Source organism: Helicobacter sp. MIT 11-5569, from assembly GCF_000765695.2.
Lineage (GTDB): Bacteria > Campylobacterota > Campylobacteria > Campylobacterales > Helicobacteraceae > Helicobacter_D.
The window spans coordinates 73593-92768 of the sequence record NZ_JRPB02000004.1; the positions used below are offsets into that span (position 1 = coordinate 73593).

General features: G+C 35.5%; 18 protein-coding genes and 1 pseudogene. 15 read left to right on the top strand and 4 right to left on the bottom strand.

What is annotated here, in order from left to right; translation table 11 throughout:
• Positions 1–2520, top strand: a complete 2520-nt coding sequence (locus LS70_RS05055; protein WP_034291096.1) for a molybdopterin guanine dinucleotide-containing S/N-oxide reductase — start codon at positions 1–3, stop codon at positions 2518–2520.
• A 65-nt stretch (positions 2521–2585) separates the two neighbouring features.
• Here the strand turns inward: LS70_RS05055 and LS70_RS05060 are convergent, their stop codons facing one another.
• The 3 genes and pseudogenes from LS70_RS05060 to LS70_RS05070 all read right to left on the bottom strand — a co-directional run bounded on the left by LS70_RS05060 (position 2586) and on the right by LS70_RS05070 (position 4997).
• Entirely contained in the window at positions 2586–3320 is a 735-nt protein-coding gene (locus LS70_RS05060; protein ID WP_034291097.1) for an LEM-3-like GIY-YIG domain-containing protein, read from the bottom strand.
• Between the two features lie 101 nt (positions 3321–3421).
• Positions 3422–3775, bottom strand: a complete 354-nt coding sequence (locus LS70_RS05065; protein WP_034291098.1) for a diacylglycerol kinase — start codon at positions 3773–3775, stop codon at positions 3422–3424.
• Positions 3772–4997: pseudogene (locus LS70_RS05070) on the bottom strand (phosphoethanolamine transferase). The gene LS70_RS05065 and the pseudogene LS70_RS05070 overlap by 4 nt, the downstream one beginning before the upstream one ends.
• A gap of 554 nt (positions 4998–5551) precedes the next feature.
• Here LS70_RS05070 and aspS point away from each other — a divergent pair.
• From aspS to pseH (LS70_RS05130), 12 genes are all read left to right on the top strand, one after another.
• Positions 5552–7303 (top strand): aspartate--tRNA ligase, encoded by a 1752-nt coding sequence (gene aspS, locus LS70_RS05075; RefSeq protein WP_034291099.1) that lies wholly within the window; start codon positions 5552–5554, stop codon positions 7301–7303.
• A gap of 9 nt (positions 7304–7312) precedes the next feature.
• A complete protein-coding gene (locus LS70_RS05080; RefSeq protein ID WP_034291100.1) occupies positions 7313–7885 on the top strand; it encodes an adenylate kinase in 573 nt (190 codons plus the stop codon).
• Between the two features lie 10 nt (positions 7886–7895).
• Entirely contained in the window at positions 7896–8414 is a 519-nt protein-coding gene (gene ppa / locus LS70_RS05085; protein WP_034291101.1) for an inorganic diphosphatase, read from the top strand.
• A gap of 152 nt (positions 8415–8566) precedes the next feature.
• Positions 8567–9589 carry a DctP family TRAP transporter solute-binding subunit gene (locus tag LS70_RS05090; protein WP_034291102.1) on the top strand — a complete coding sequence of 341 codons (1023 nt, stop codon included), beginning with the start codon at positions 8567–8569 and terminating at the stop codon, positions 9587–9589.
• Positions 9590–9633: 44 nt separating this feature from the next.
• A complete protein-coding gene (locus tag LS70_RS05095) occupies positions 9634–10236 on the top strand; it encodes a TRAP transporter small permease (RefSeq protein WP_052083458.1) in 603 nt (200 codons plus the stop codon).
• A gap of 17 nt (positions 10237–10253) precedes the next feature.
• On the top strand, positions 10254–11528 hold the full coding sequence (locus LS70_RS05100) for a TRAP transporter large permease (RefSeq protein WP_138109365.1): 1275 nt from the start codon (positions 10254–10256) through the stop codon (positions 11526–11528).
• 9 nt (positions 11529–11537) lie between these two features.
• Positions 11538–12284 (top strand): cytochrome c biogenesis protein CcdA, encoded by a 747-nt coding sequence (locus LS70_RS05105; RefSeq protein WP_034288429.1) that lies wholly within the window; start codon positions 11538–11540, stop codon positions 12282–12284.
• A gap of 3 nt (positions 12285–12287) precedes the next feature.
• Positions 12288–12824, top strand: a complete 537-nt coding sequence (gene pseH, locus LS70_RS05110; protein ID WP_138109366.1) for a UDP-4-amino-4,6-dideoxy-N-acetyl-beta-L-altrosamine N-acetyltransferase — start codon at positions 12288–12290, stop codon at positions 12822–12824.
• A gap of 57 nt (positions 12825–12881) precedes the next feature.
• Positions 12882–13571, top strand: a complete 690-nt coding sequence (locus LS70_RS05115; protein WP_034291455.1) for a hypothetical protein — start codon at positions 12882–12884, stop codon at positions 13569–13571.
• A complete protein-coding gene (gene pseH / locus LS70_RS10210) occupies positions 13556–14764 on the top strand; it encodes a UDP-4-amino-4,6-dideoxy-N-acetyl-beta-L-altrosamine N-acetyltransferase (protein WP_161594703.1) in 1209 nt (402 codons plus the stop codon). The genes LS70_RS05115 and pseH (LS70_RS10210) overlap by 16 nt, the downstream gene beginning before the upstream one ends.
• 163 nt (positions 14765–14927) lie before the next feature.
• A complete protein-coding gene (locus LS70_RS05125; protein ID WP_138109367.1) occupies positions 14928–15602 on the top strand; it encodes a formyltransferase family protein in 675 nt (224 codons plus the stop codon).
• On the top strand, positions 15559–16080 hold the full coding sequence (gene pseH, locus LS70_RS05130) for a UDP-4-amino-4,6-dideoxy-N-acetyl-beta-L-altrosamine N-acetyltransferase (RefSeq protein ID WP_138109368.1): 522 nt from the start codon (positions 15559–15561) through the stop codon (positions 16078–16080). The genes LS70_RS05125 and pseH (LS70_RS05130) overlap by 44 nt, the downstream gene beginning before the upstream one ends.
• A gap of 25 nt (positions 16081–16105) precedes the next feature.
• On the opposite strand, the gene LS70_RS05135 is transcribed toward pseH (LS70_RS05130), so the two are convergent.
• The gene (locus tag LS70_RS05135; RefSeq protein ID WP_034290807.1) at positions 16106–16639 is read right to left on the bottom strand and encodes a phospholipase D-like domain-containing protein; all 534 of its coding nucleotides are present in this window, start codon (positions 16637–16639) and stop codon (positions 16106–16108) included.
• A gap of 80 nt (positions 16640–16719) precedes the next feature.
• On the opposite strand from LS70_RS05135, the gene LS70_RS05140 reads away from it, so the two are divergent.
• Positions 16720–18561, top strand: a complete 1842-nt coding sequence (locus LS70_RS05140; RefSeq protein WP_081949867.1) for a hypothetical protein — start codon at positions 16720–16722, stop codon at positions 18559–18561.
• On the top strand, positions 18561–19175 hold the full coding sequence (gene gmk / locus LS70_RS05145) for a guanylate kinase (protein WP_034290804.1): 615 nt from the start codon (positions 18561–18563) through the stop codon (positions 19173–19175). Before LS70_RS05140 ends, gmk begins: the two co-directional genes overlap by 1 nt.
• Position 19176 lies beyond the last annotated feature (1 nt).

Genomic DNA, 19176 nt, shown 5'->3' on the forward strand with positions numbered 1-19176 from the left:
ATGAGTTTAGGTAGAAGAAAGTTTTTGAAATTGGGAGCAAGTTTAAGTGCTTTGCCACTTATTCCTAATATTAGTTTTAGCAAAGAAATGCCAAAAGAAGCACTTAAGGCAGGAATAATGCAAAATGGAAAAGTGCTTAGCGCAGCGCATTGGGGAGTTTTGGATTTGACAATCAAAAATGGCAAAATCACCAAAAGCGAACCTTATGATAAAATCACTCAAACAGATAATCCGCTATGGTATCATACTGCAGATATGGTGTATAAATCACGCGTGAAATATCCCTATGTGCGTAAAAGTTATTTAGAGAATCCAGACAATCCTAAGCCGCATTTAAGAGGCAAAGAAGAGTTTGTGCGCGTTAGTTATGAGGACGCTATCAAGCTAATTGCTAAAGAACTTAAAAAAACAAGAGAAAAAAAGGGCACACAAGGAATTTTTGGCGGGAGTTATGGTTGGAAATCTAGCGGAAATATGCAAAATTGTAGAATTTTATTGCATAGATTCTTAAATGTTACAGGTGGATTTGTCGGTGTTAGTGGAGATTATTCTACGGGTGCATCGCAAGTGATTATGCCTTATGTGGTGGGTTCTTTAGAGGTTTATGAACAGCAAACTTCATGGGAAAATATTTTAAAACATTCCAAAGTCGTGGTGATTTGGGGAGCAGACCCAATGACAACCCTTAGAATTTCATGGACAGCAAATGAACAAAAAGGAATAGAATATTTTGAAAAGCTTAAAAAAAGCAAAATTAAAGTGATTTGTATTGACCCAGTGAAAACGGAAACTGCAAAGTTTCTTAATGCGGAATGGATTGCGCCTAGACCTAATACAGATGTTGCGATGATGTTAGGAATGGCAAGCCATTTGATAGCTACTAATAAAGTAAATTATGATTTTTTGGAAAACTATACTGTGGGATTTGAGCAGTTTAAAGAATATTTAGAGGGAAAAAGTGATGGTATTAAAAAAGATGTGAAATGGGCGAGTGAAATTTGCGGAATCCCAGAAAATATTGTTCAATCTTTGGCTGAAAAATTTTATGATAATCCTACAATGATTATGAGTGGTTGGGGAATGCAAAGAGCACACCATGGAGAGCAACCGCATTGGATGTTGGTAACACTTTGTGCGATGCTTGGACAAATCGGCACAAAAGGCGGAGGATTCGGGCTTAGCTATCATTATAGTGGTGGCGGTGTCCCAACGGCTAAAGGTGGGGTGATTGGCGGAATGAGTGCAGGTTCTGTTGGGATTTGGAAAAATGGAAAATTTGTAGGAATGCCTAAAGCAGGAATGGCTCAAGGAGGGGCAGAATGGTTACAAAATGCCGCTAGCTATTCTTTTCCTCTTGCTAGAATCGCAGATGCGCTTTTGAATCCGGGCAAAAAAATAGACCATAATGGGACAAAAATCACCTATCCTGATATTGATTTTATTTATTGGGTTGGTGGAAATCCTTTAGTGCATCATCAAGATACTAACACTAATGTTAAAGCTTGGCGCAAACCACGAACAATAGTTGTTAATGAAATCTATTGGACGCCAACAGCAAAAATGGCAGATATTGTTATGCCTGCAACAAGTTCTTATGAAAGAGATGATTTAACGATGGCAGGAGATTATTCCAATCTCCAAATCGTGCCAATGAAACAAGCGGTTTTACCGATTGGCGAAAGTCGTGATGATTATATGATTTTTGCGGATTTATGTAAGGAATATGGCGAGGAAGTTTATAATGCTTACACTGAAAATGGCAAAAATGCGAAAGATTTTATCAAAGAATACTATGAAAGCGCATTGCGACAAACAAAAGCTTATGGAGCAGAGTTTGCTACACCAATGCCTAGCTTTGAAGAATTTTGGGATAAAAACAAACCTATTACTTTTAATTCTACGCTAGAAAGTGATGATTATGTGCGATTTGCTGATTTCTTAGAAGACCCGATTCTTAATGCGCTTGGCACGGAATCAGGAAAAATTGAAATTTATTCTAATAGTATTGCAAAGTATAAATATGATGATTGCAAAGCGCACCCTATGTGGTTTGAACCGATTGAATGGTTAGGGAATGCAACAAAAGATGCACCCTTTCATTTACTGACTAATCACCCAGCAGGAAGATTGCATTCACAAATGTGCCATACTGCTTTGCGTGAAAGTTATGCGGTTAAAGGGAGAGAGCCTATTTTGATTAATGCTAAAGACGCAAAAAAATTAGGAATCAAAAATGGCGATGTTGTGCGCGTGTTTAATAAAAGAGGTGAAGTTTTAGCTGGAGCCGTGGTTAGCAATGATATTTTGCAAGGTGTTGTGCGACTTTGTGAGGGAGGTTGGTATGATCCTGATGCAAAAGGATTATGTAAATATGGAAATGCAAATTGTTTGACATTAGATATTCCAACATCAAAATTAGCAAATGGTAATATTGCACATACAGGTTTGGTAAATCTTGAGAAATATACAGGAACATTACCAGAAGTTACTGCATTTAGTGAGCCAAAAATTATAAGTTAGCGAAGTATAGAATCCTTTGGATTCTATATTGACGTTAAGATTTTTAAATTGTGTGAGAGTGGAATTTATTTAGAATACAAAAATGGGCTTGCTTGTCCCTTTTTTCTGTAAGATTCTGGGATTCTTTTATTGACAAATAAATCCCTAATAGATTTAGGTGCTTCTTTGCCATTAAATTCATATCTGTCCTCTCTCGTAGGGCATTTTACCCATTTATCTACCTCATAAACTTCTTTTACGATTCCATTAGTTACAGAAAGGACATAGGGATATTGGTTTGCTTTTTGTGGGTTAAGCTTCCACGCGCTTCGTGTTGCTTCATATCTGTTATCACCTCTTCGACTAATCCATGTTTCGTTAGTTTTAATGATGATAAATTTTGGTGTGGTTTCGTCCTCTTTAAAGGATTCTGCACTTAAATCCCTTTGGAGTGTGATTGCATTACACACTCCACATTCTGTGTTATACCCACTTTGTTTGTTGGTGAGATTTTCGATTCCAAAAATATCAATAAGTGCTGCTTCTACCGCAAAGGCTTCTTCTTCACTCATTCCATAGCGTTGGATAATATGAATCACCTCTAACCCCGCATCTTTGATTGCTTGAATTGTTTTATATTTGAGGTCTCCTGCATCCTCTTCTTTTGTTAGCTTTAAAGCTTGTTTTGTATGCTCAAAAACTCTATTTCTTTGCCCTTTGCCTACATAAAATGTTTTACCATTTCTTGGGTCAATAAGGCGATAAACATAAAATTTTAGTTGTTCTACTACTTCGGGTGAAAATTCTTGAATCTCTGGCATTGTTTATTCCTTATCGAGTTTTTTACATTTTATCAAAAAAAAAACAATTTGCAATAAAATTTATAAATATTACTAAATTTTTTAAATAATGTTAATCATCGCTATAACAAAGAAAACAAAACAACTCCCCACACCAAAAGGGCTAAAAGAATGCTAAAAAATACCGCAGCACTTGCGCAATCTTTGGCGATTTTGGCTAAAGGTGCAAACTCTGAAGTGATTAAATCCACACAAGCTTCTATGCTAGAATTAACCGCTTCTAAAATCAGTATCAAAAAAAGCACAGCGATTAAAAATAAATGCACACTTAAATCGACGGGCAAGAAAAAGCTAATCACCATAGCAGGAATGATAAAAGCTAGCTCAATGCGGAAGGCAACTTCTCGCTTGAGCATTGCCAAAACCCCTTCTAGTGCAAATTTTGCATTAGCAAAAAAGTAGTATTTGGGTTTCATGATTCTCCTTGTTGAAAATCTGTGTGTAGCAAATCATCTCTAGCTTGATAAACTTCACTCTCTACACCAAAATATCCAAGCAAAGTGCTAAAAATATTATCTTGAGAGATAGGCAAGTTTTTGTAAGTTTGTGCGATTTGCATAAGGTTTGGATTATTGCTAAAAAAGATAAAAGGAACATGAATTTGCTCTTTTGGCGCGATAAAATAAGGCATTCCATGCAAATAGATTCCATTCTCTCCCAAACTCTCTCCATGGTCAGAGAGATAAATCAAACTTGTTTCATATTCTGGAATCTCTTCTAGCATATCAATCAAGGATTTTACAATAAAATCTGTATAAAGCACAGTATTATATAAGTATTTCTAAGCTCTTCTTGGGTGCATTTTTGTAGCTCATTGGTATCGCAAGTCGGAAGGAATCGCTTAAAAGTATCTGGATAACGTTGATAATAAGTCGGTCCATGTGAGCCTTGTAAATGCACGACAATGAGATTTTGTTCTTCTAAGTTTTTAAGCTGTTCTAAAACCTCTGGTAACAAGGCTTCATCATAAGGGCTTTTAAGTGTTTTTACTTTTTCTAGGTTTTTGCAAACACCTTGACATCCACCCGAATTATTGCCTATCCATAAAACATTTACGCCAACTTTTTGCAAAATCTCTAAAGCATTTTCCCGATAATTGGCAGATTTTGAAAAATTCTCTTTAGATAAATCCGAAAACATACAAGGAACGCTAATCGCCGTAGAAGTCCCGCAGGAATAAAAGTTATTAAAATATGTAATCGCTTCTTCTTTGGTGTAAATATTCGTATCATTAATAGAATATCCGCCCAAAGAATAATTCGCAGCTCTTGCAGTCTCACCTACGACAAAAATCATTAATTTTCTTTTGGAATCTGGCTTTAAAGTCGCGTCTTTGGCAATCATTTCAAATTCTTTTTGGGGTAAAGATTGTTTAGTATAAAGGACGGCGGAATAAATTTGACGCATAGGGGTTTCATAAACCCTTAGAAAATTATGATTCCTAAAAAATGGAATCAGAGTTTGGCTCTGCGAATAAAAAATCCCAACAGCAAAAAGTAATCCACCTAAAAAGGTTAGCAAGGGAAGGAGAAAACGCCATTTTATGGTGCTAGGATAAATAATGCGTGTTTTTATAATCAACAAAGTTGGCAGAATCCCAAAAAGAAAAATAAAAATCAGCAAACTAGGAGAAAGCAAACTAAAAGCTTCTTGTGTATCGGTCTTTAGAATATTGTCTTAAAAGAACATAAAATATGCACTAAGGCAGCTAATCCATATTAAGGAGATAAGTAAGATTTTGTATAAGTTTATTTTAAGGAAGAGTATGAGGGGGGGCTGATAATACACTAATTGCTAGAGCAAAGTAAATCACAAGAAAAGAGAATTTTAGAGCTAAAGAAGAATCAGCATCTAAGTTTTGATAAATTTGAATGAAAAAATTAAAATTCATACAGGTTAGGAAAAAGGCACTAAGTAAGACAAAATTTAGCCACGATAAAGTGAATTTTGGGGCAAAAAGCTTATATGACCACATTAAGATTCCTTTGTAAATTTTAAAATAAAGTCTGGAATTGTATTTTATGAATGTTAATGAATGATAAATGATAAAAATTTTTAATTGTAATTGCATTGAATTTTTAGGATATATTCTTTGGTAATTCTGTAAGGTTTATTTTGTGGATTAATTTTACCTTTTATTATTTTTTGTTAGAATATTCCCTTGTTTTGTAAAAATTTTAGGAGTTAAAAAGATGAGAAGCCATTATTGCGCAGATTTGGGCGAGCAAAATATTGGAGAAGTGGTGCGTTTATGCGGTTGGTGTAACACTTACCGCGACCATGGAGGCGTTGTTTTTATTGATTTGCGTGATCGTAGTGGTTTGGTGCAACTTGTTTTTGACCCAAAAGATTGCCAAGAGGCACATAAAATTGCAAGTGAAGTGCGCGATGAGTATGTTTTGGTCGCAGAAGGAAAAGTGCGCGCAAGAGGCGCGGGATTAGAGAATACCAAGCTAAAAACAGGAAAAATTGAAGTTTTAGTCAAAACATTAAGGATTGAAAACAAAAGCTTAACACCGCCGATTGCTGTGGGTGATGAGAGTGTGGGCGAAGATGTGCGTTTAAAATATCGTTATTTGGATTTACGGAATCCGCGTTTGCAAGAGATTTTTATCACACGCAGTAAAGTCGCACAAGCAACGCGTAATACATTAAGTAATTTAGGGTTTTTAGAAGTAGAAACTCCAATTTTAACAAAAGCGACTCCAGAGGGCGCAAGGGATTATTTAGTGCCTAGTCGTGTGCATCATGGGGAGTTTTACGCACTTCCACAAAGCCCTCAACTCTTTAAACAGCTCTTAATGGTTAGTGGATTTGATAGATATTTTCAAATCGCAAAATGCTTTAGGGACGAGGATTTGCGCTTAGATAGACAACCAGAATTTACGCAAATTGATGTTGAGATGAGTTTTTGCACACAAGAAGATGTTATGTCGGCTGCTGAAGCTACGCTTAAAGCGATTTTTGGAGCTTGTGGAATCACAATCAATACTCCTTTTGAACACCATACTTATAAGGAAGTTATGGAAACTTATGGTAGCGATAAGCCAGATTTGCGCTTTGCATTGCCATTAGTAGAAGTGGGAGATTTGTTTGTGGAATCTAGTAATGCAATTTTTTCATCAATTGCGCAAGATTCTAAAAAGAACCGATTTAAGGCACTTTGCGTTCCTAAAGGCGATACATTCTTTACGCGTAAAACTTTAGGTGAAGCAGAAGAGTTTGTCAGAAAATTTGGCGCAAAAGGTTTAGCATATATCCAAATCAAAGAAGAAGGCGCAAAAGGTCCGCTTGTTAAATTCTTAAGTGAAGCAAATCTTAAGACTTTGATAGAGCGCGTGGGTGCTAAAGTCGGCGATATAGTGTTTTTTGGCGCAGGAGAGAAAAAAGTCGTATGGGATTATATGGGACGCTTGCGTCAGAAAGTCGCACAAGATATGGGGCTTATTGATGAGAATCTCTATAAATTCTTATGGGTTGTGGATTTTCCAATGTTTGAGCGCAATGAAGATGGCAGCGTTTCTGCTTTGCACCACCCTTTTACAATGCCAAAAGATTTAGATGTAGAGGATATTGAAGAGATTAGCTCTGTGGCTTATGATGTGGTTTTAAATGGTTTTGAGATTGGTGGGGGAAGTATTAGAATCCATAAACAAGAGATTCAAAGTCGCGTGTTTAGCTTGCTTGGCATTAGCGAGGAGGAAGCCAAAAATAAATTTAGTTTTCTTCTTGATGCGTTGCAATATGGTGCGCCACCTCATGGTGGAATCGCATTTGGATTAGATAGGATTATTATGTTGCTTTGCAAAGCAAATTCTATCCGCGATGTGATTGCATTCCCTAAAACACAAAAGGCGACTTGTCCTTTAACAGACGCGCCAAGTGCTGCAAATGAAGAGCAATTAAGAGAATTGCATATTAGAGTAAGAGAAACTAAAAAATAAGGAGAATTTATGAAAAAGTTATTTCTAGTTATTGGAGCTCCCGGAAGCGGAAAAACAACTGATGCGGAGATTATTAGCAAAAATAATGGCGATTCTATGGTGCATTACTCCACAGGAGAATTATTGCGCGCAGAAGTAGCAAGTGGAAGCGAGCTTGGCAAACTTATTGATAGTTTTACAAGCAAGGGGAATCTTGTGCCTTTGGAAATTGTCGTAAAAACAATTGTTGATGCGATTTCTAATGCTCCAAAAAATGTTGTGTTGATTGATGGTTATCCGCGCAGTGTAGAGCAAATGCTAGAGCTTGATAAGATTCTAAAAGATAAGCAAGAGATTGCATTAACAAGCGTGATTGAAGTAGAAGTTAGTGAGAAAACTGCTTGTGATAGGGTATTAGGACGCGCTAGAGGAGCTGATGATAATGTAGAAGTTTTTAATAATCGTATGAAAGTTTATCAAGCTCCACTAAAAGAGATTCAAAAATTTTATGGCGATAAAGGCATTTTACAAAAGATTAATGGAGAGCGCACAATCGAAGAGATTACAAGCGAAATGGAAAACTTTATAAAAAGCAAAATTTAAAGGAGTGAAAATGGATTTAAGTAAAATTGAAGTAGGAAGCAACCCAGATAAGCTAAATGTCGTTATTGAGATTCCATATGGTTCTAATATTAAATATGAAATTGATAAAGAGAGCGGGGCAGTCGTTGTAGATAGAGTAATGTATAGCGCAATGTTTTATCCAGCAAATTATGGGTTTGTGCCAAATACTTTAAGTGATGATGGAGACCCTGCTGATGTGCTTGTGCTAAATGAGTATCCTTTGCAAGTAGGAAGTGTGATTAAAGCGCGTTTGATTGGTGTTTTGATTATGGAAGATGAAAGCGGAATGGACGAGAAACTCATCGCAGTGCCAGTTTCAAAAATAGACCCACGATATGACAGAATCCAAAGTTTAAAAGATTTGCCACAAATTACATTAGACAGAATCAAAAATTTCTTTGAAACTTATAAGGCTTTAGAGCCAAATAAATGGGTAAAAGTCAAGGAATATAAAGACTTAAATGCTGCTAAAGAGATTTTGGATAAGGCAATTAAGAATTACAAATAATTGCTATTTTTTGTTACTAAAAGTAATTTTTGATACTAGAATTATAGGGTTGTAAATAAATTGTAAAGGATTTGGGATTTTTTATCTTAAGTTTGTAACAAAACCTTGTAAAATATTTTATTCTTAAATTTAAGATTCCAAAAGGAGAAGAAATGAAAAAGATTATTTTAGCTTCAGTGCTAGCAGCTTTTACGTTAATTGGTTGTGGCGGTGAAAACAAAGACGCAACAGCAAGTGTTTCAGGAGACAAAAAAGTCTATGAAGTAAAATTTGCTCATGTTGTAAGTGAGAATACTCCAAAGGGTAAAGCGGCTAATTATTTTGCTAAGAGAGTAGAAGAGCTAACAGATGGGCAAATCAAAGTCCATGTTTTCCCATCAGCACAGCTTGTAGATGATGATAAAGTTTTTCAAGAGTTAAAGCGCAATAATGTGCAGCTTGCAGCACCGAGTTTTTCAAAATTTACTCCTTTTGCAAAAGAGTTTAACCTTTGGGATGTTCCTTTTATCTTCCGCGACACAGAGCATTTGCATAATGTAATGGACGGCGAAGTAGGACAAATCTTAAAAGATGTGATTTCAAGCAAAGGCTATATTGCTTTGGATTATTGGGACGCAGGTTTTAAACAATTTAGCACCAACAAAAAACCTATCATTGAACCAAGCGATGCAGAAGGTCAAAAAATGAGAATTATGAGTTCTAAAGTGTTAGAAGAGCAGACTAAAGCAGTTAAAGCGATTCCACAAGTTTTGCCTTTTGGCGAAGTGTATTCTGCATTACAAACAGGTGTGGTTGATGCAGCAGAGAATCCACTTTCTAATCTTTATAATTCTAAATTTTATGAAGTGCAAAGCTCAATTACAATCTCAAATCACGGCTATTTGGGATATTTAGTTGTTGCAAGTGAGAAGTTTTGGAAAGAATTGCCAGCAGATTTACAAGAAAAATTTACAACAGCAATGCGTGAAGCAACAATTTTTGAGCGTGAAGAAAGTGCTAAAGAAGAAAAAATGTTGTTAGATAAATTAAAAGCCGATGATAAAACAGGCACAAAAGTTTATGAGCTAGATGCGGCGCAAAAACAACAATGGCAAGATGTGATGCTTGCAATTTATCCTAAGTTTTATGATTTAATAGGGCAAGATTTGATTGAAAAAACAATTAATACAAAATAAATCATTATTTTTAAAAAGGTTTTACTTTGCGCAATTTATTATTGATGATTCAAAAGCCTTTTTTGTGGGCACATAAAGACCCTGTTGTGAATAGGATTTTTGCTATCTTAGATACGATTATTGCGGGAATCAATAAAAATGTTGCTGTGGTTGGAATGGCACTTGGAATCATAATTACTGCGATTAATGTTTGTATGCGCTATATCGCAGGATTCTATCCCGAGATTGGCTCGCTCACTTGGGCGGAGGAAGTGGCAAGATATTGCTTTTTATGGTCAGCTTTTTTTGGGGCAGCGTATGGCTTTAGAAAAGGTGTGCATATTGCAGTTACAATGTTGATTGAGAAATTTCCTCCGGTGCTTGCTAAAACTTGTGTACTTGCGACACATATTTTAAACTCCGTATTTTTGGGCTTTATGTTTTATGCAAGCTTAATGGTTTGTCATTTAAATTATGAAATTGGTTATATGAGCGAAGCACTACATAGCGTTCCTTTGTGGGTATTTCTCCTTTGTTTGCCGATTGCTTTTTTGGGAGCGACTTATCGTTCAGTAGAAAAAATCTATGAAGTTTCATGGATAGATGCTGATAAAGTTGTCAAAAATGCTGAAGAAGAGATGATTCACGATTCTGTGATTAAAGATTAGTAAAATCTAGGATTTTTATGAGTGTAGCATTCTTGTTGATTGTTTTGTTTGGGTTGTTGTTACTCGGTGTGCCTGTCGCAATTTCACTTGGTGTGAGTGCTGTTTTAACAATGCTGTTCTTTAGCTCTTATGATGTTATGGCGGTGCCAGAGATTATGCTAAATGGCTTAAAACCTGCATTAATGGCGATTCCTATGTTTATTTTGGCAGGCTCTTTGATGAGCAAAGGAAGTTCAGCACAAAGAATCGTAGATTTTGCGAGAAGCATTGTCGGGCATTTGCCCGGTGGTCTTCCAATGAGTGCAATTTTGGCGTGTATCATCTTTGCGGCGGTGAGTGGAAGCTCTCCTGCTACGGTAGTTGCGATTGGTTCAGTAATGTTTGCTGCATTATCACAAGCGGGTTATCCTAAGAGTTATTCTGTGGGGGCGATTACTTCTGCAGGAAGTTTAGGAATCTTGATTCCACCTTCTGTTGTTATGATTGTGTATGGGGTAACTGCGGAAGTTTCCATTGAAAAATTATTTATGGCTGGTGTTGTTCCGGGCGTGATGATTGGCGGAATGATGATGGTGTATGCGTATTTTGGCGCAAAACGATTAGGTTTTAAGGCGACTAAACCCGCTAGTTTTGGTGAGCGTTGGGCGAAATTCAAAGAAGCTTTTTGGGCTTTGTTGATTGTTTTTGTTGTGATTGGTGGAATCTATGCTGGAATTTTTACTGCCACAGAAGCAGCAGGGATTAGCGCAGTATATGCGTTTGTTGTGTCTTTATTCGTGTATAAGGATATTAAGTTTAAAGACTTGTATAGCGTCTTTTTAGATGCAGCAATTACAACAGCGATGATTTTCTTTATTATCGGTTTTGCTGTTGTATTTGCACATTTTTTAACAGGTGAGAGAATCCCGCATATGATTGCAGAATACCTTGTAGATATGCAGATGAGTTGGTGGATGTTCTTAATCTTCGTTAATATTGCTTTGTTTATTATGGGGCAGTTTATGGAGCCTAGCTCGGTTGTGATGATTATGACGCCTTTGCTTTTGCCTATTGCGATGAAACTTGGAATCGACCCGATTCACTTTGGAATCGTGATGATTGTAAATATGGAGCTTGGAATGCTAACGCCCCCTGTTGGGTTAAATCTCTTTGTAGCTAGCTCGCTTACGGGACTAAGTTTAAAAGATATTACATTATCCATTATTCCTTGGCTTTGTGTGCTTTTAGTTGGGCTTGGGCTTATCACTTATATCCCAGAAATTTCGCTTTGGTTGCCTAGTTTGCTAGGGTAGTTAAAATCAATGGAAGAATCATTACTTGGGCTTTTTGAGAATGCTCCGCATTTGATGAGCCTAATAGCTGGGATTCTGACTTTTATTAGCCCTTGCGTTTTGCCCCTTATCCCTGCATATCTTTCCTATATTTCTGAAATTTCACTTGAAGAGTTAAAAAGTAGTGGTTCTTTAGATTTAAAAAAACGTTTTAAGATTCTAAGAAGTGCAGTGTTTTTTGTCTTAGGGCTTGGAATCGTTTTTGTATTATTTGGTGCAGTGGCAGCTAGAATTTTACAAGGCGGGATTCTGTTAAGCCCTGTTTTGCGTTATTTTGCTGGGGGGTTATTAATCGTTTTTGGGCTACATACATTAGGAGTTTTTAGGATTCCATTTTTAAATTACCAAAAAACATTACGAACAAATGCAAACTTTGGAATCTTAAGAGATTTTTTTACCCCCTTTTTGCTTGGCATTAGTTTTTCGCTTGGTTGGACACCTTGTGTAGGTCCGATTCTAGCAAGTATTATTGCCTTAGCAAGTTTAGATGGACAAAGTGGAATCACATTGCTTGTCATTTATACACTTGGGCTTACGCTTCCCTTTTTGCTTTGTGCTTTGCTCATTGGATATGCTTTTTATTTTTTGGATAAGATTAAAGCCTATTTTAGGGTGATTGAATGGTGCGCTGGAATCTTGCTTATAAGTATTGGAATCTTAGTAGCAAGTGGAGGAATGAGCGTAATATCAGAATATTTTGTAAGAGTTTTGGCTTAAATTATGATAGAGTTTAAAAATTTTGTTGATTTAAATGCAGTAGAAAGAGTTTTGGTTTTTGCTTGGCGCAATCATTTGCATATTGCCCCATTGATGAAAACGCAAACAATTCCCCTAAAAGAGCATTTAAAATTTATAGAATCTTTAAAACAAGATAAATCAAAGCGATATTTTTTGGTTATAGATGGAGATGAGGTTTTGGGTGTCGTATGTTTTGTGGATATAAAGCTTGGAATCTCTTGTGAATTTGGGATTTATCAAAATCCTGATTTGCGAGGATTTGGGGCTAAGCTTATGGAAGCTATGCTACAATATGCTTCTGAAGTTTTAAAGGTTAAGATTCTTCATGCTTGCGCGTTTAATCATAACAAAAAAGCAATCGCGCTTTATACAAAATTTGGCTTTTGTCTCACCAAAAAGGACACAACGATGAGCTATTTTCTTTTAGAAATTTCTGCAAACACTTGTGATACAAACTGCAAAAATACAGAATCCCAAACTGCGATTCCTAATAACTCTGCGGGGGGGGGGGGCATTTAGAGAGTTAATTGCCTTTAACTTTAATCATTTCTTAAATCACTTACAAAAAGTTGCTGCATGAGAATTATAATAGCAACTTCAAAAACTTGGAATCTTAAAAATTTTAAGAAATTCCAAAAAATTTTTCCCAATATTCAAACAACATTAATAGAAAATCACAAAGATTTAACTTTAGCTTTTATTGATTCTATCAAGCCTAGATTTATATTTTTTCCGCATTGGTCATATAGGATTCCACAAGATATTTATGCAAAATATGAGTGCATTGTATTTCATATGACAGATTTGCCATTTGGGCGCGGTGGAAGCCCTTTGCAAAATCTTATCTTGCAAAACGTAAAAAAGACAAGGATTTCTGCTCTAAGGGTATGCGAAGTTTTAGATGGGGGTGAAATTTATCTTAAAAAATCACTAGATATTTCTAAAGGAAGTGCTAAAAAAATCTATAAAAAAGCTTCTAAGATAATTTTTTTCAAAATGATTCCAAACATAATAAACAACAAACCAATCCCACAATCCCAAAGTGGGACAATCACTAATTTTAAGAGAAGAAAGCCAGAACAAAGCAATTTAGAGAGCTTAAAAAACCCAACCTTATCTCAAGTTTATGATTTTATAAGAATGTTGGACGCCCCAGCCTATCCTAGAGCTTTTTTGGATTTTAATCCATTCAAAATAGAATTTAGTAGCGTTAAAACAAAGCAAAAATCTTTGAAAGGAAAGTTTAAAATATGCAAAGAATCTTAATTGTAGCTGCACACCCAGATGATGAAGTTTTGGGTTGTTTTGGAAGTGTTGCTAGATTTATTAAACAAGGTGCGGAAGCTTATACGCTAATACTTGGTGAGGGCAAAACAAGCAGAGGCACAACAAGTAAAGAAGAGCTAGAGATTCTAAATCAAGAATTTGAATTAGCAAACAAAAGCATTGGTATTAAAAAAGTTTTTAGAGAATATTTCCCTGATAATTGTTTTGATTCTGTGAGTTTGCTTGATATTGTAAAAGCAGTAGAAAAAATCAAAAATATTGTTAAACCAAATATTATTTTTACGCATTTTGAAAATGATTTAAATATTGACCATAAGATTACCTATCAAGCGGTTCTTACTGCTACGCGTCCGCTACCTAATGAATGTGTGAAGCAAATTTATAGTTTTGAGATTTTATCTTCTACGGAGTGGAATTTTGGAGTGAGTTTTGGCGGTAATGTGTTTTTTGATATTAGCGAAACAATAGAAGATAAAATTAAAGCAATGCGGTATTACCAATCAGAGCTTTGTGAGTATCCACACCCACGAAGCCTTAAGGGTATAGAAATTCAAGCGAGATTGCAAGGAATGCGCGTAGGAATGGAATATGCAGAATCTTTTATCCTTGTGCGTGATGTGAGAAAAGATATTGAATTAGTAAATTTTGAAAATTTAAATGACTTACAAAAACAACTTGTGTTTGAATGGAGAAATGACGCAAATATCTCCAAATTTATGCGCACAAAGAATATAGTAAAAGAGGAGCATTTGCACTTTATTGAAAGTCTTAGGGAATCCACAGATAAAAAATATTTTTTATTGCTTAAAAATGAAGAACCTTTGGGGGTAATTTATTTTACAAATATAACAAAAGATTCTTGCGAGTTTGGGTTATATTCTAATCCAAATCTTAAAGGTGTGGGCTATCTTTTGCTTCAGCAAATTAAGCTGTATGCTTTTAATACGCTAGGTGTTTTAAGGCTTCATGCTTGTGCGTTTAATCATAACACAAAAGCAATCGCGCTTTATACAAAATTTGGCTTTTGTCTTACCAAAAAGGATACAACGATGAGCTATTTTGAGCTTTCAGAGATTTCTGCAAACACTTGTGATACAAACTGCAAAAATACAGAATCCCAAACTGCGATTCCTAATAACTCTGCGGGGGGGGGGGGCATTTTAGAGAGTTAATTGCCTCTTTATTGCAAAGTTATAAAAATCAAGATTGTATAATTTATACCCAAGATTCCAATCTTTTTGCAAATCTAACAAATTTTCAACAACTTAAAAGCCCTAATAAATTCCTAAGTTTCAGCCATTTACAGATTCCAAGCCTTGATGATAGGAGCGATTTATGTGCATAAAACAAAAAATCGCAATCTTAACTTCTCCTAATCAGTGGTTTGTCCCTTATGCCAAAGATTTGCAAAAAAAGATTCCGCAATGTGATTTGTATTTTTCTCATTTAGATATTAAAGAATCCTATGCGATTGTTTTTATTCTTTCTTATCATCAAATCATTGCACAAGAATTTTTAGATAAACATTCTTTAAATCTTGTCATTCATGCTTCTTCTTTGCCAAAGGGCAAGGGTTGGTCGCCACTATTTTGGCAAGTTTTAGAAGGTAAGGATTCTATCATTTTCACGCTTTTTAGCGCAGATTCCAAAGCAGATAGTGGAGAGATTTATTTGCAAAAAACTTTGTCTCTAAGCGGTTTGGAGCTTTATGAGGAGTTAAGAGAGAAGCAAGCGATAATGTGTGAGCAAATGTGTTTGGAGTTTTTAGAAGGGTTTAAAAATCTCTATCTCTCACCAAAACCGCAAATTGGTGAGCCAAGTTTTTATAAAAAGCGCACGCAAGAAGATAGCGAACTTGATATTACAAAGAGTATAGAATCGCAATTTAATCTCCTGCGCATTGTGAGTAATGAGGAATTTCCGGCGTTTTTTTATAAAAATGGCAAGAAATTTATTCTAAAAATTTATGCAGATTCTACTTCTAGTGCGGGGGGGGGGGCAAATAATTGACGCAATTTGTTTGGAGCTTGAAAATTATGTTGATTTAAGGGAGTGCGAACACAAAGAGATTCTAAAATACCGCAATGATTTGCGCGTAAAATCTAATCTTTATAACCAACATGAAATTTCATTTAATGAGCATTTTGCCTTTGTGGAATCCTTAAAGCACAATCCAAACAAGCAGTATTTTGCTATAAAATTTTGCAGCCAAATCATCGGAAGTGTTAATTTTATTTTTAGAAATGCTAAGGAAGTGGAATTTGGATTTTTTGCAAATCCAAATCTAAAAGTTGGCGGAATCGGGCGAGTGTTAGAGCAGATTAGCTTGTTTTATGTTTTTCATATTTTGGGCGCAAAAAGGCTATGTTTGGAAGTATTTTGTAGCAACAAAGCAGTGATTAATTTGCACAAAAAATTTGGCTTTTTAAGCAATGGCACAAAATTAGTTGGCAACAAGGAAGTGCTAGAAATGTCGCTTAAGCGGTAAGATTTTGTGGAATCTTACTATTTTGTTAATATTTTTCACATTTGCTAAACATTTCTTCAAATGCCTTGTTGGATTGTTGCGCAAGTTTTGTATCATTTAAGATTAAAAATGTTTCATAATTTGTTTCAAACGCGCTTTTTGACCAGTTTGCAGACCCTAGCATAAGGTATTTACTATCACTAATTGCCATTTTAATGTGCATTAAGCCATTATATTTTCCATTTTTTGAGCGTTCCCCTTCAAGCAAGCAAGTTTCTATGTTTTTAAGCTTTGCAAGATAGCCAATTGTGGATTTGTTGGCATTTTGATTGCTTTTTTTATCATAAATAATCCTAACTTTCACACCTTTTTTGGCAATATCTCTAATTGCTTTGCTAATTTCGCGGTTTGTGAAGCTGTAAATTGCAATATCTAATGTATTTTGTGTGTTTTTAATCGTGTGTAAAAGTGCTTCTAATGCCCTTTTTTGTTCTTTTGGCATAAAATACAAATTACTAGCATTAAGCATGCTAAAACACAATGTGTTTAAACAAAACAGAGTGAAAACTTTTTTAAACATTACAATCCTTATAAAAATTAAGATACAAATTGATAAAATTGTAGCAATTCTTTGATTAAGCAAAGAGAAATGGAGCATTTATGAAGTTATATCTCATCAACAAAAATCCGATTATCAATAAGCTTGTAGGTTTGAGTGCTTCTAAGCTTGGTGTAGAAATGGTGGAAACTCAAGAAGTGGATACTAGTATTAGTGCCGAGATTGTATTAATAGATGATGAATGTTTTGAAGCAGAAGGTTTTGCTACATATAAGGCAGAAAATGCTGTGGTAAAAACGATTTTATTCTATTCTAAGGCAACAGAGCGCATTGAAGGTTTTGATACTTATATCCAAAAGCCATTTTTGCCAACAGATTTAGTGAAAATCTTAAGTGAGATTTCTGGGATTGGTTTAGAAAAAGAAGAGCATAAAAAAGTGGAAAGTGATATTTTAGAGCTTGATAATAGCGATGATTTAGGAGATTTAAACTTAGATGATGAGATTGATTTTTCAAATTTAGATGATTTAAGTTTAGATGAGGACAATAAAGAGCTAAGTTTAGATGATGGTGATGTGCAACTAGACTTTGGCGGTGATGATGGACTTTCAGATGAAAAGAGTTTAGAATCTGAAGAATCAGCAGAGAATGCAGAGGAAGCTCCACAAGTTTTAGACAAAGGAGATGTAGATGCGATTAAAGATTTGCTAGATGATTCTAAAGATTCTACAGATGAGAGTGCAGATTCTATGGTAGATTTTGATAAAGAGCTTAGTGAAATTTCTGATACTCCAGAAAATGGTATCGAAGTAGTAGAAGATACTTTAGAAAACGAGCTTGAAACAACCGAACAAAAAGAAGAAAATCAAGATTTAGCATTAGAACAAGAATTAGGAGATTTAGTTGCAGATTCTGCAGATTCTAAGGACATTGCAGATGAGGAAAATAATTTTGATTCCACTTTAGATGAGATGATGAATGTAGATTCTAACGCAGAAGAATCACAAAAAATAGAATCAGAAAGCACAGAATCTTCAAATGTTGAAAATGCCGATATTGCACAAGATATGGAGTTAGATTTAGGTGATTTCGACCTTGGTGGCTTAGAAGATGCTAGTCAAGAAGAAAATCTTGATGAACAAGCGCAAAAAGAAGAAGTTGGCGGTGCAGAAGTAGAATTACAAGAAACAATAGAATCTCAAAATGCAATCTCTGAAGCGCAAGATATAAGTGATGATTTGGAATTAAATTTAGAGGATTTAGAGCTTGGCGCAGAGGGTGCAGATATAGGGTTAGAACAAGAATCTTCACAAGAGCAAGAGTCTTTAGAATCTTTGCCAGAAGGATTAGAAGAAAGTTTAGAAAATGTAAATATGGAATCTGAAAATGCACAAGATACAATCAGTGCAGAGGGCGCAGAAGGAGATGGTTTAGATGATACTCTAGCAGAGCTTGATTTGGAGAGTTTCAGTCTTGATGATACACAAGAAAGTGCAGAAATACAAGAAGATACCAAAGCCACACAAGAGATTCCAGAAGAAGAAATCGCACCAGAAGAGGAAGCATTAAAAGAATTGTCATTAGAAGCACAAGAATCCGAAGCAGATTTTGAGCTAGAATCACAATCAAGTCAATCACAATCAGATATAGAAGGGCTAGAAAGTATCGAGCAAGCAACAGATGATGAGTTTGACGCACTTAGTTTAGAAGGAATGGGAGAAGCACTAGGAGAGCCTATCCAAAAAGAGCCAATCCCTACACCAATTGTCGCTCAAGATACACCAAAAACTGCAGAATCGCAGCTTCCTAGCAATATTCAAGCAAATTCCCTAGAATCGTTAATTAGTGCGTTACAAACGCTCCAAACACAATCTTTAAAAGATTTATTAAGTGGTGCAACGATTAATGTTAGCATTCAATTTCCTAAAAAAGATGAGCAATAATGAAATTAAAAGGAGCGATTCTTATTTTATCTGGTCCTAGTGGAGCAGGTAAAAGCTCTTTATATAAACAATTAGCGCAAGCTTTTCCTAATCATTATTTTTCTATCTCATCAACAACGCGTCAAAAGCGTGAGGGAGAAATCCACGGCGTGCATTATAATTTTATCTCCAAAGAAAGCTTTGAAGAAGGGATTGCTAAGGGAGAGTTTTTAGAATGGGCAAAGGTGCATGATAATTATTATGGCACTTCTAAAGCACAAGTGATTAAGGCACTAGAAGAAGACAAACTTGTTGTCTTTGATATTGATGTGCAAGGGCAAGCCAATCTTAAAAAAGCTTTTCCGCGCCACACAACGAGTGTTTTTGTTACAACGCCAAATAAAAGTATTTTACAAGAGAGATTAGGTAGTCGCGGAAGTGATGGAGATAGCGTTATCCAAAAACGCCTAGAAAATGCTTTTGATGAGGTAAGAAGTTTAGAAAACTATGATTATTTAATCATTAATGATGATTTAGAAGATTCTACAAGCAAGCTACTATGTATTGCAAGAAGTGCATTTTGCAAAACTTCTCTTTATGAAATGCAGTCTTTCTTGCAAAATTGGGAAAAATAAA

Excerpts from the sequence above, each read along its gene's own strand:
- LS70_RS05055 (WP_034291096.1), top strand. The coding sequence starts at position 1 with ATGAGTTTAGGTAGAAGAAAGTTTTTGAAATTGGGAGCAAGTTTAAGT.
- LS70_RS05060 (WP_034291097.1), bottom strand. The coding sequence starts at position 3,320 with ATGCCAGAGATTCAAGAATTTTCACCCGAAGTAGTAGAACAACTAAAA.
- LS70_RS05065 (WP_034291098.1), bottom strand. The coding sequence starts at position 3,775 with ATGAAACCCAAATACTACTTTTTTGCTAATGCAAAATTTGCACTAGAA.
- aspS (WP_034291099.1), top strand. The coding sequence starts at position 5,552 with ATGAGAAGCCATTATTGCGCAGATTTGGGCGAGCAAAATATTGGAGAA.
- LS70_RS05080 (WP_034291100.1), top strand. The coding sequence starts at position 7,313 with ATGAAAAAGTTATTTCTAGTTATTGGAGCTCCCGGAAGCGGAAAAACA.
- ppa (WP_034291101.1), top strand. The coding sequence starts at position 7,896 with ATGGATTTAAGTAAAATTGAAGTAGGAAGCAACCCAGATAAGCTAAAT.
- LS70_RS05090 (WP_034291102.1), top strand. The coding sequence starts at position 8,567 with ATGAAAAAGATTATTTTAGCTTCAGTGCTAGCAGCTTTTACGTTAATT.
- LS70_RS05095 (WP_052083458.1), top strand. The coding sequence starts at position 9,634 with ATGATTCAAAAGCCTTTTTTGTGGGCACATAAAGACCCTGTTGTGAAT.
- LS70_RS05100 (WP_138109365.1), top strand. The coding sequence starts at position 10,254 with ATGAGTGTAGCATTCTTGTTGATTGTTTTGTTTGGGTTGTTGTTACTC.
- LS70_RS05105 (WP_034288429.1), top strand. The coding sequence starts at position 11,538 with ATGGAAGAATCATTACTTGGGCTTTTTGAGAATGCTCCGCATTTGATG.
- pseH (WP_138109366.1), top strand. The coding sequence starts at position 12,288 with ATGATAGAGTTTAAAAATTTTGTTGATTTAAATGCAGTAGAAAGAGTT.
- LS70_RS05115 (WP_034291455.1), top strand. The coding sequence starts at position 12,882 with ATGAGAATTATAATAGCAACTTCAAAAACTTGGAATCTTAAAAATTTT.
- pseH (WP_161594703.1), top strand. The coding sequence starts at position 13,556 with ATGCAAAGAATCTTAATTGTAGCTGCACACCCAGATGATGAAGTTTTG.
- LS70_RS05125 (WP_138109367.1), top strand. The coding sequence starts at position 14,928 with ATGTGCATAAAACAAAAAATCGCAATCTTAACTTCTCCTAATCAGTGG.
- pseH (WP_138109368.1), top strand. The coding sequence starts at position 15,559 with ATGCAGATTCTACTTCTAGTGCGGGGGGGGGGGCAAATAATTGACGCA.
- LS70_RS05135 (WP_034290807.1), bottom strand. The coding sequence starts at position 16,639 with ATGTTTAAAAAAGTTTTCACTCTGTTTTGTTTAAACACATTGTGTTTT.
- LS70_RS05140 (WP_081949867.1), top strand. The coding sequence starts at position 16,720 with ATGAAGTTATATCTCATCAACAAAAATCCGATTATCAATAAGCTTGTA.
- gmk (WP_034290804.1), top strand. The coding sequence starts at position 18,561 with ATGAAATTAAAAGGAGCGATTCTTATTTTATCTGGTCCTAGTGGAGCA.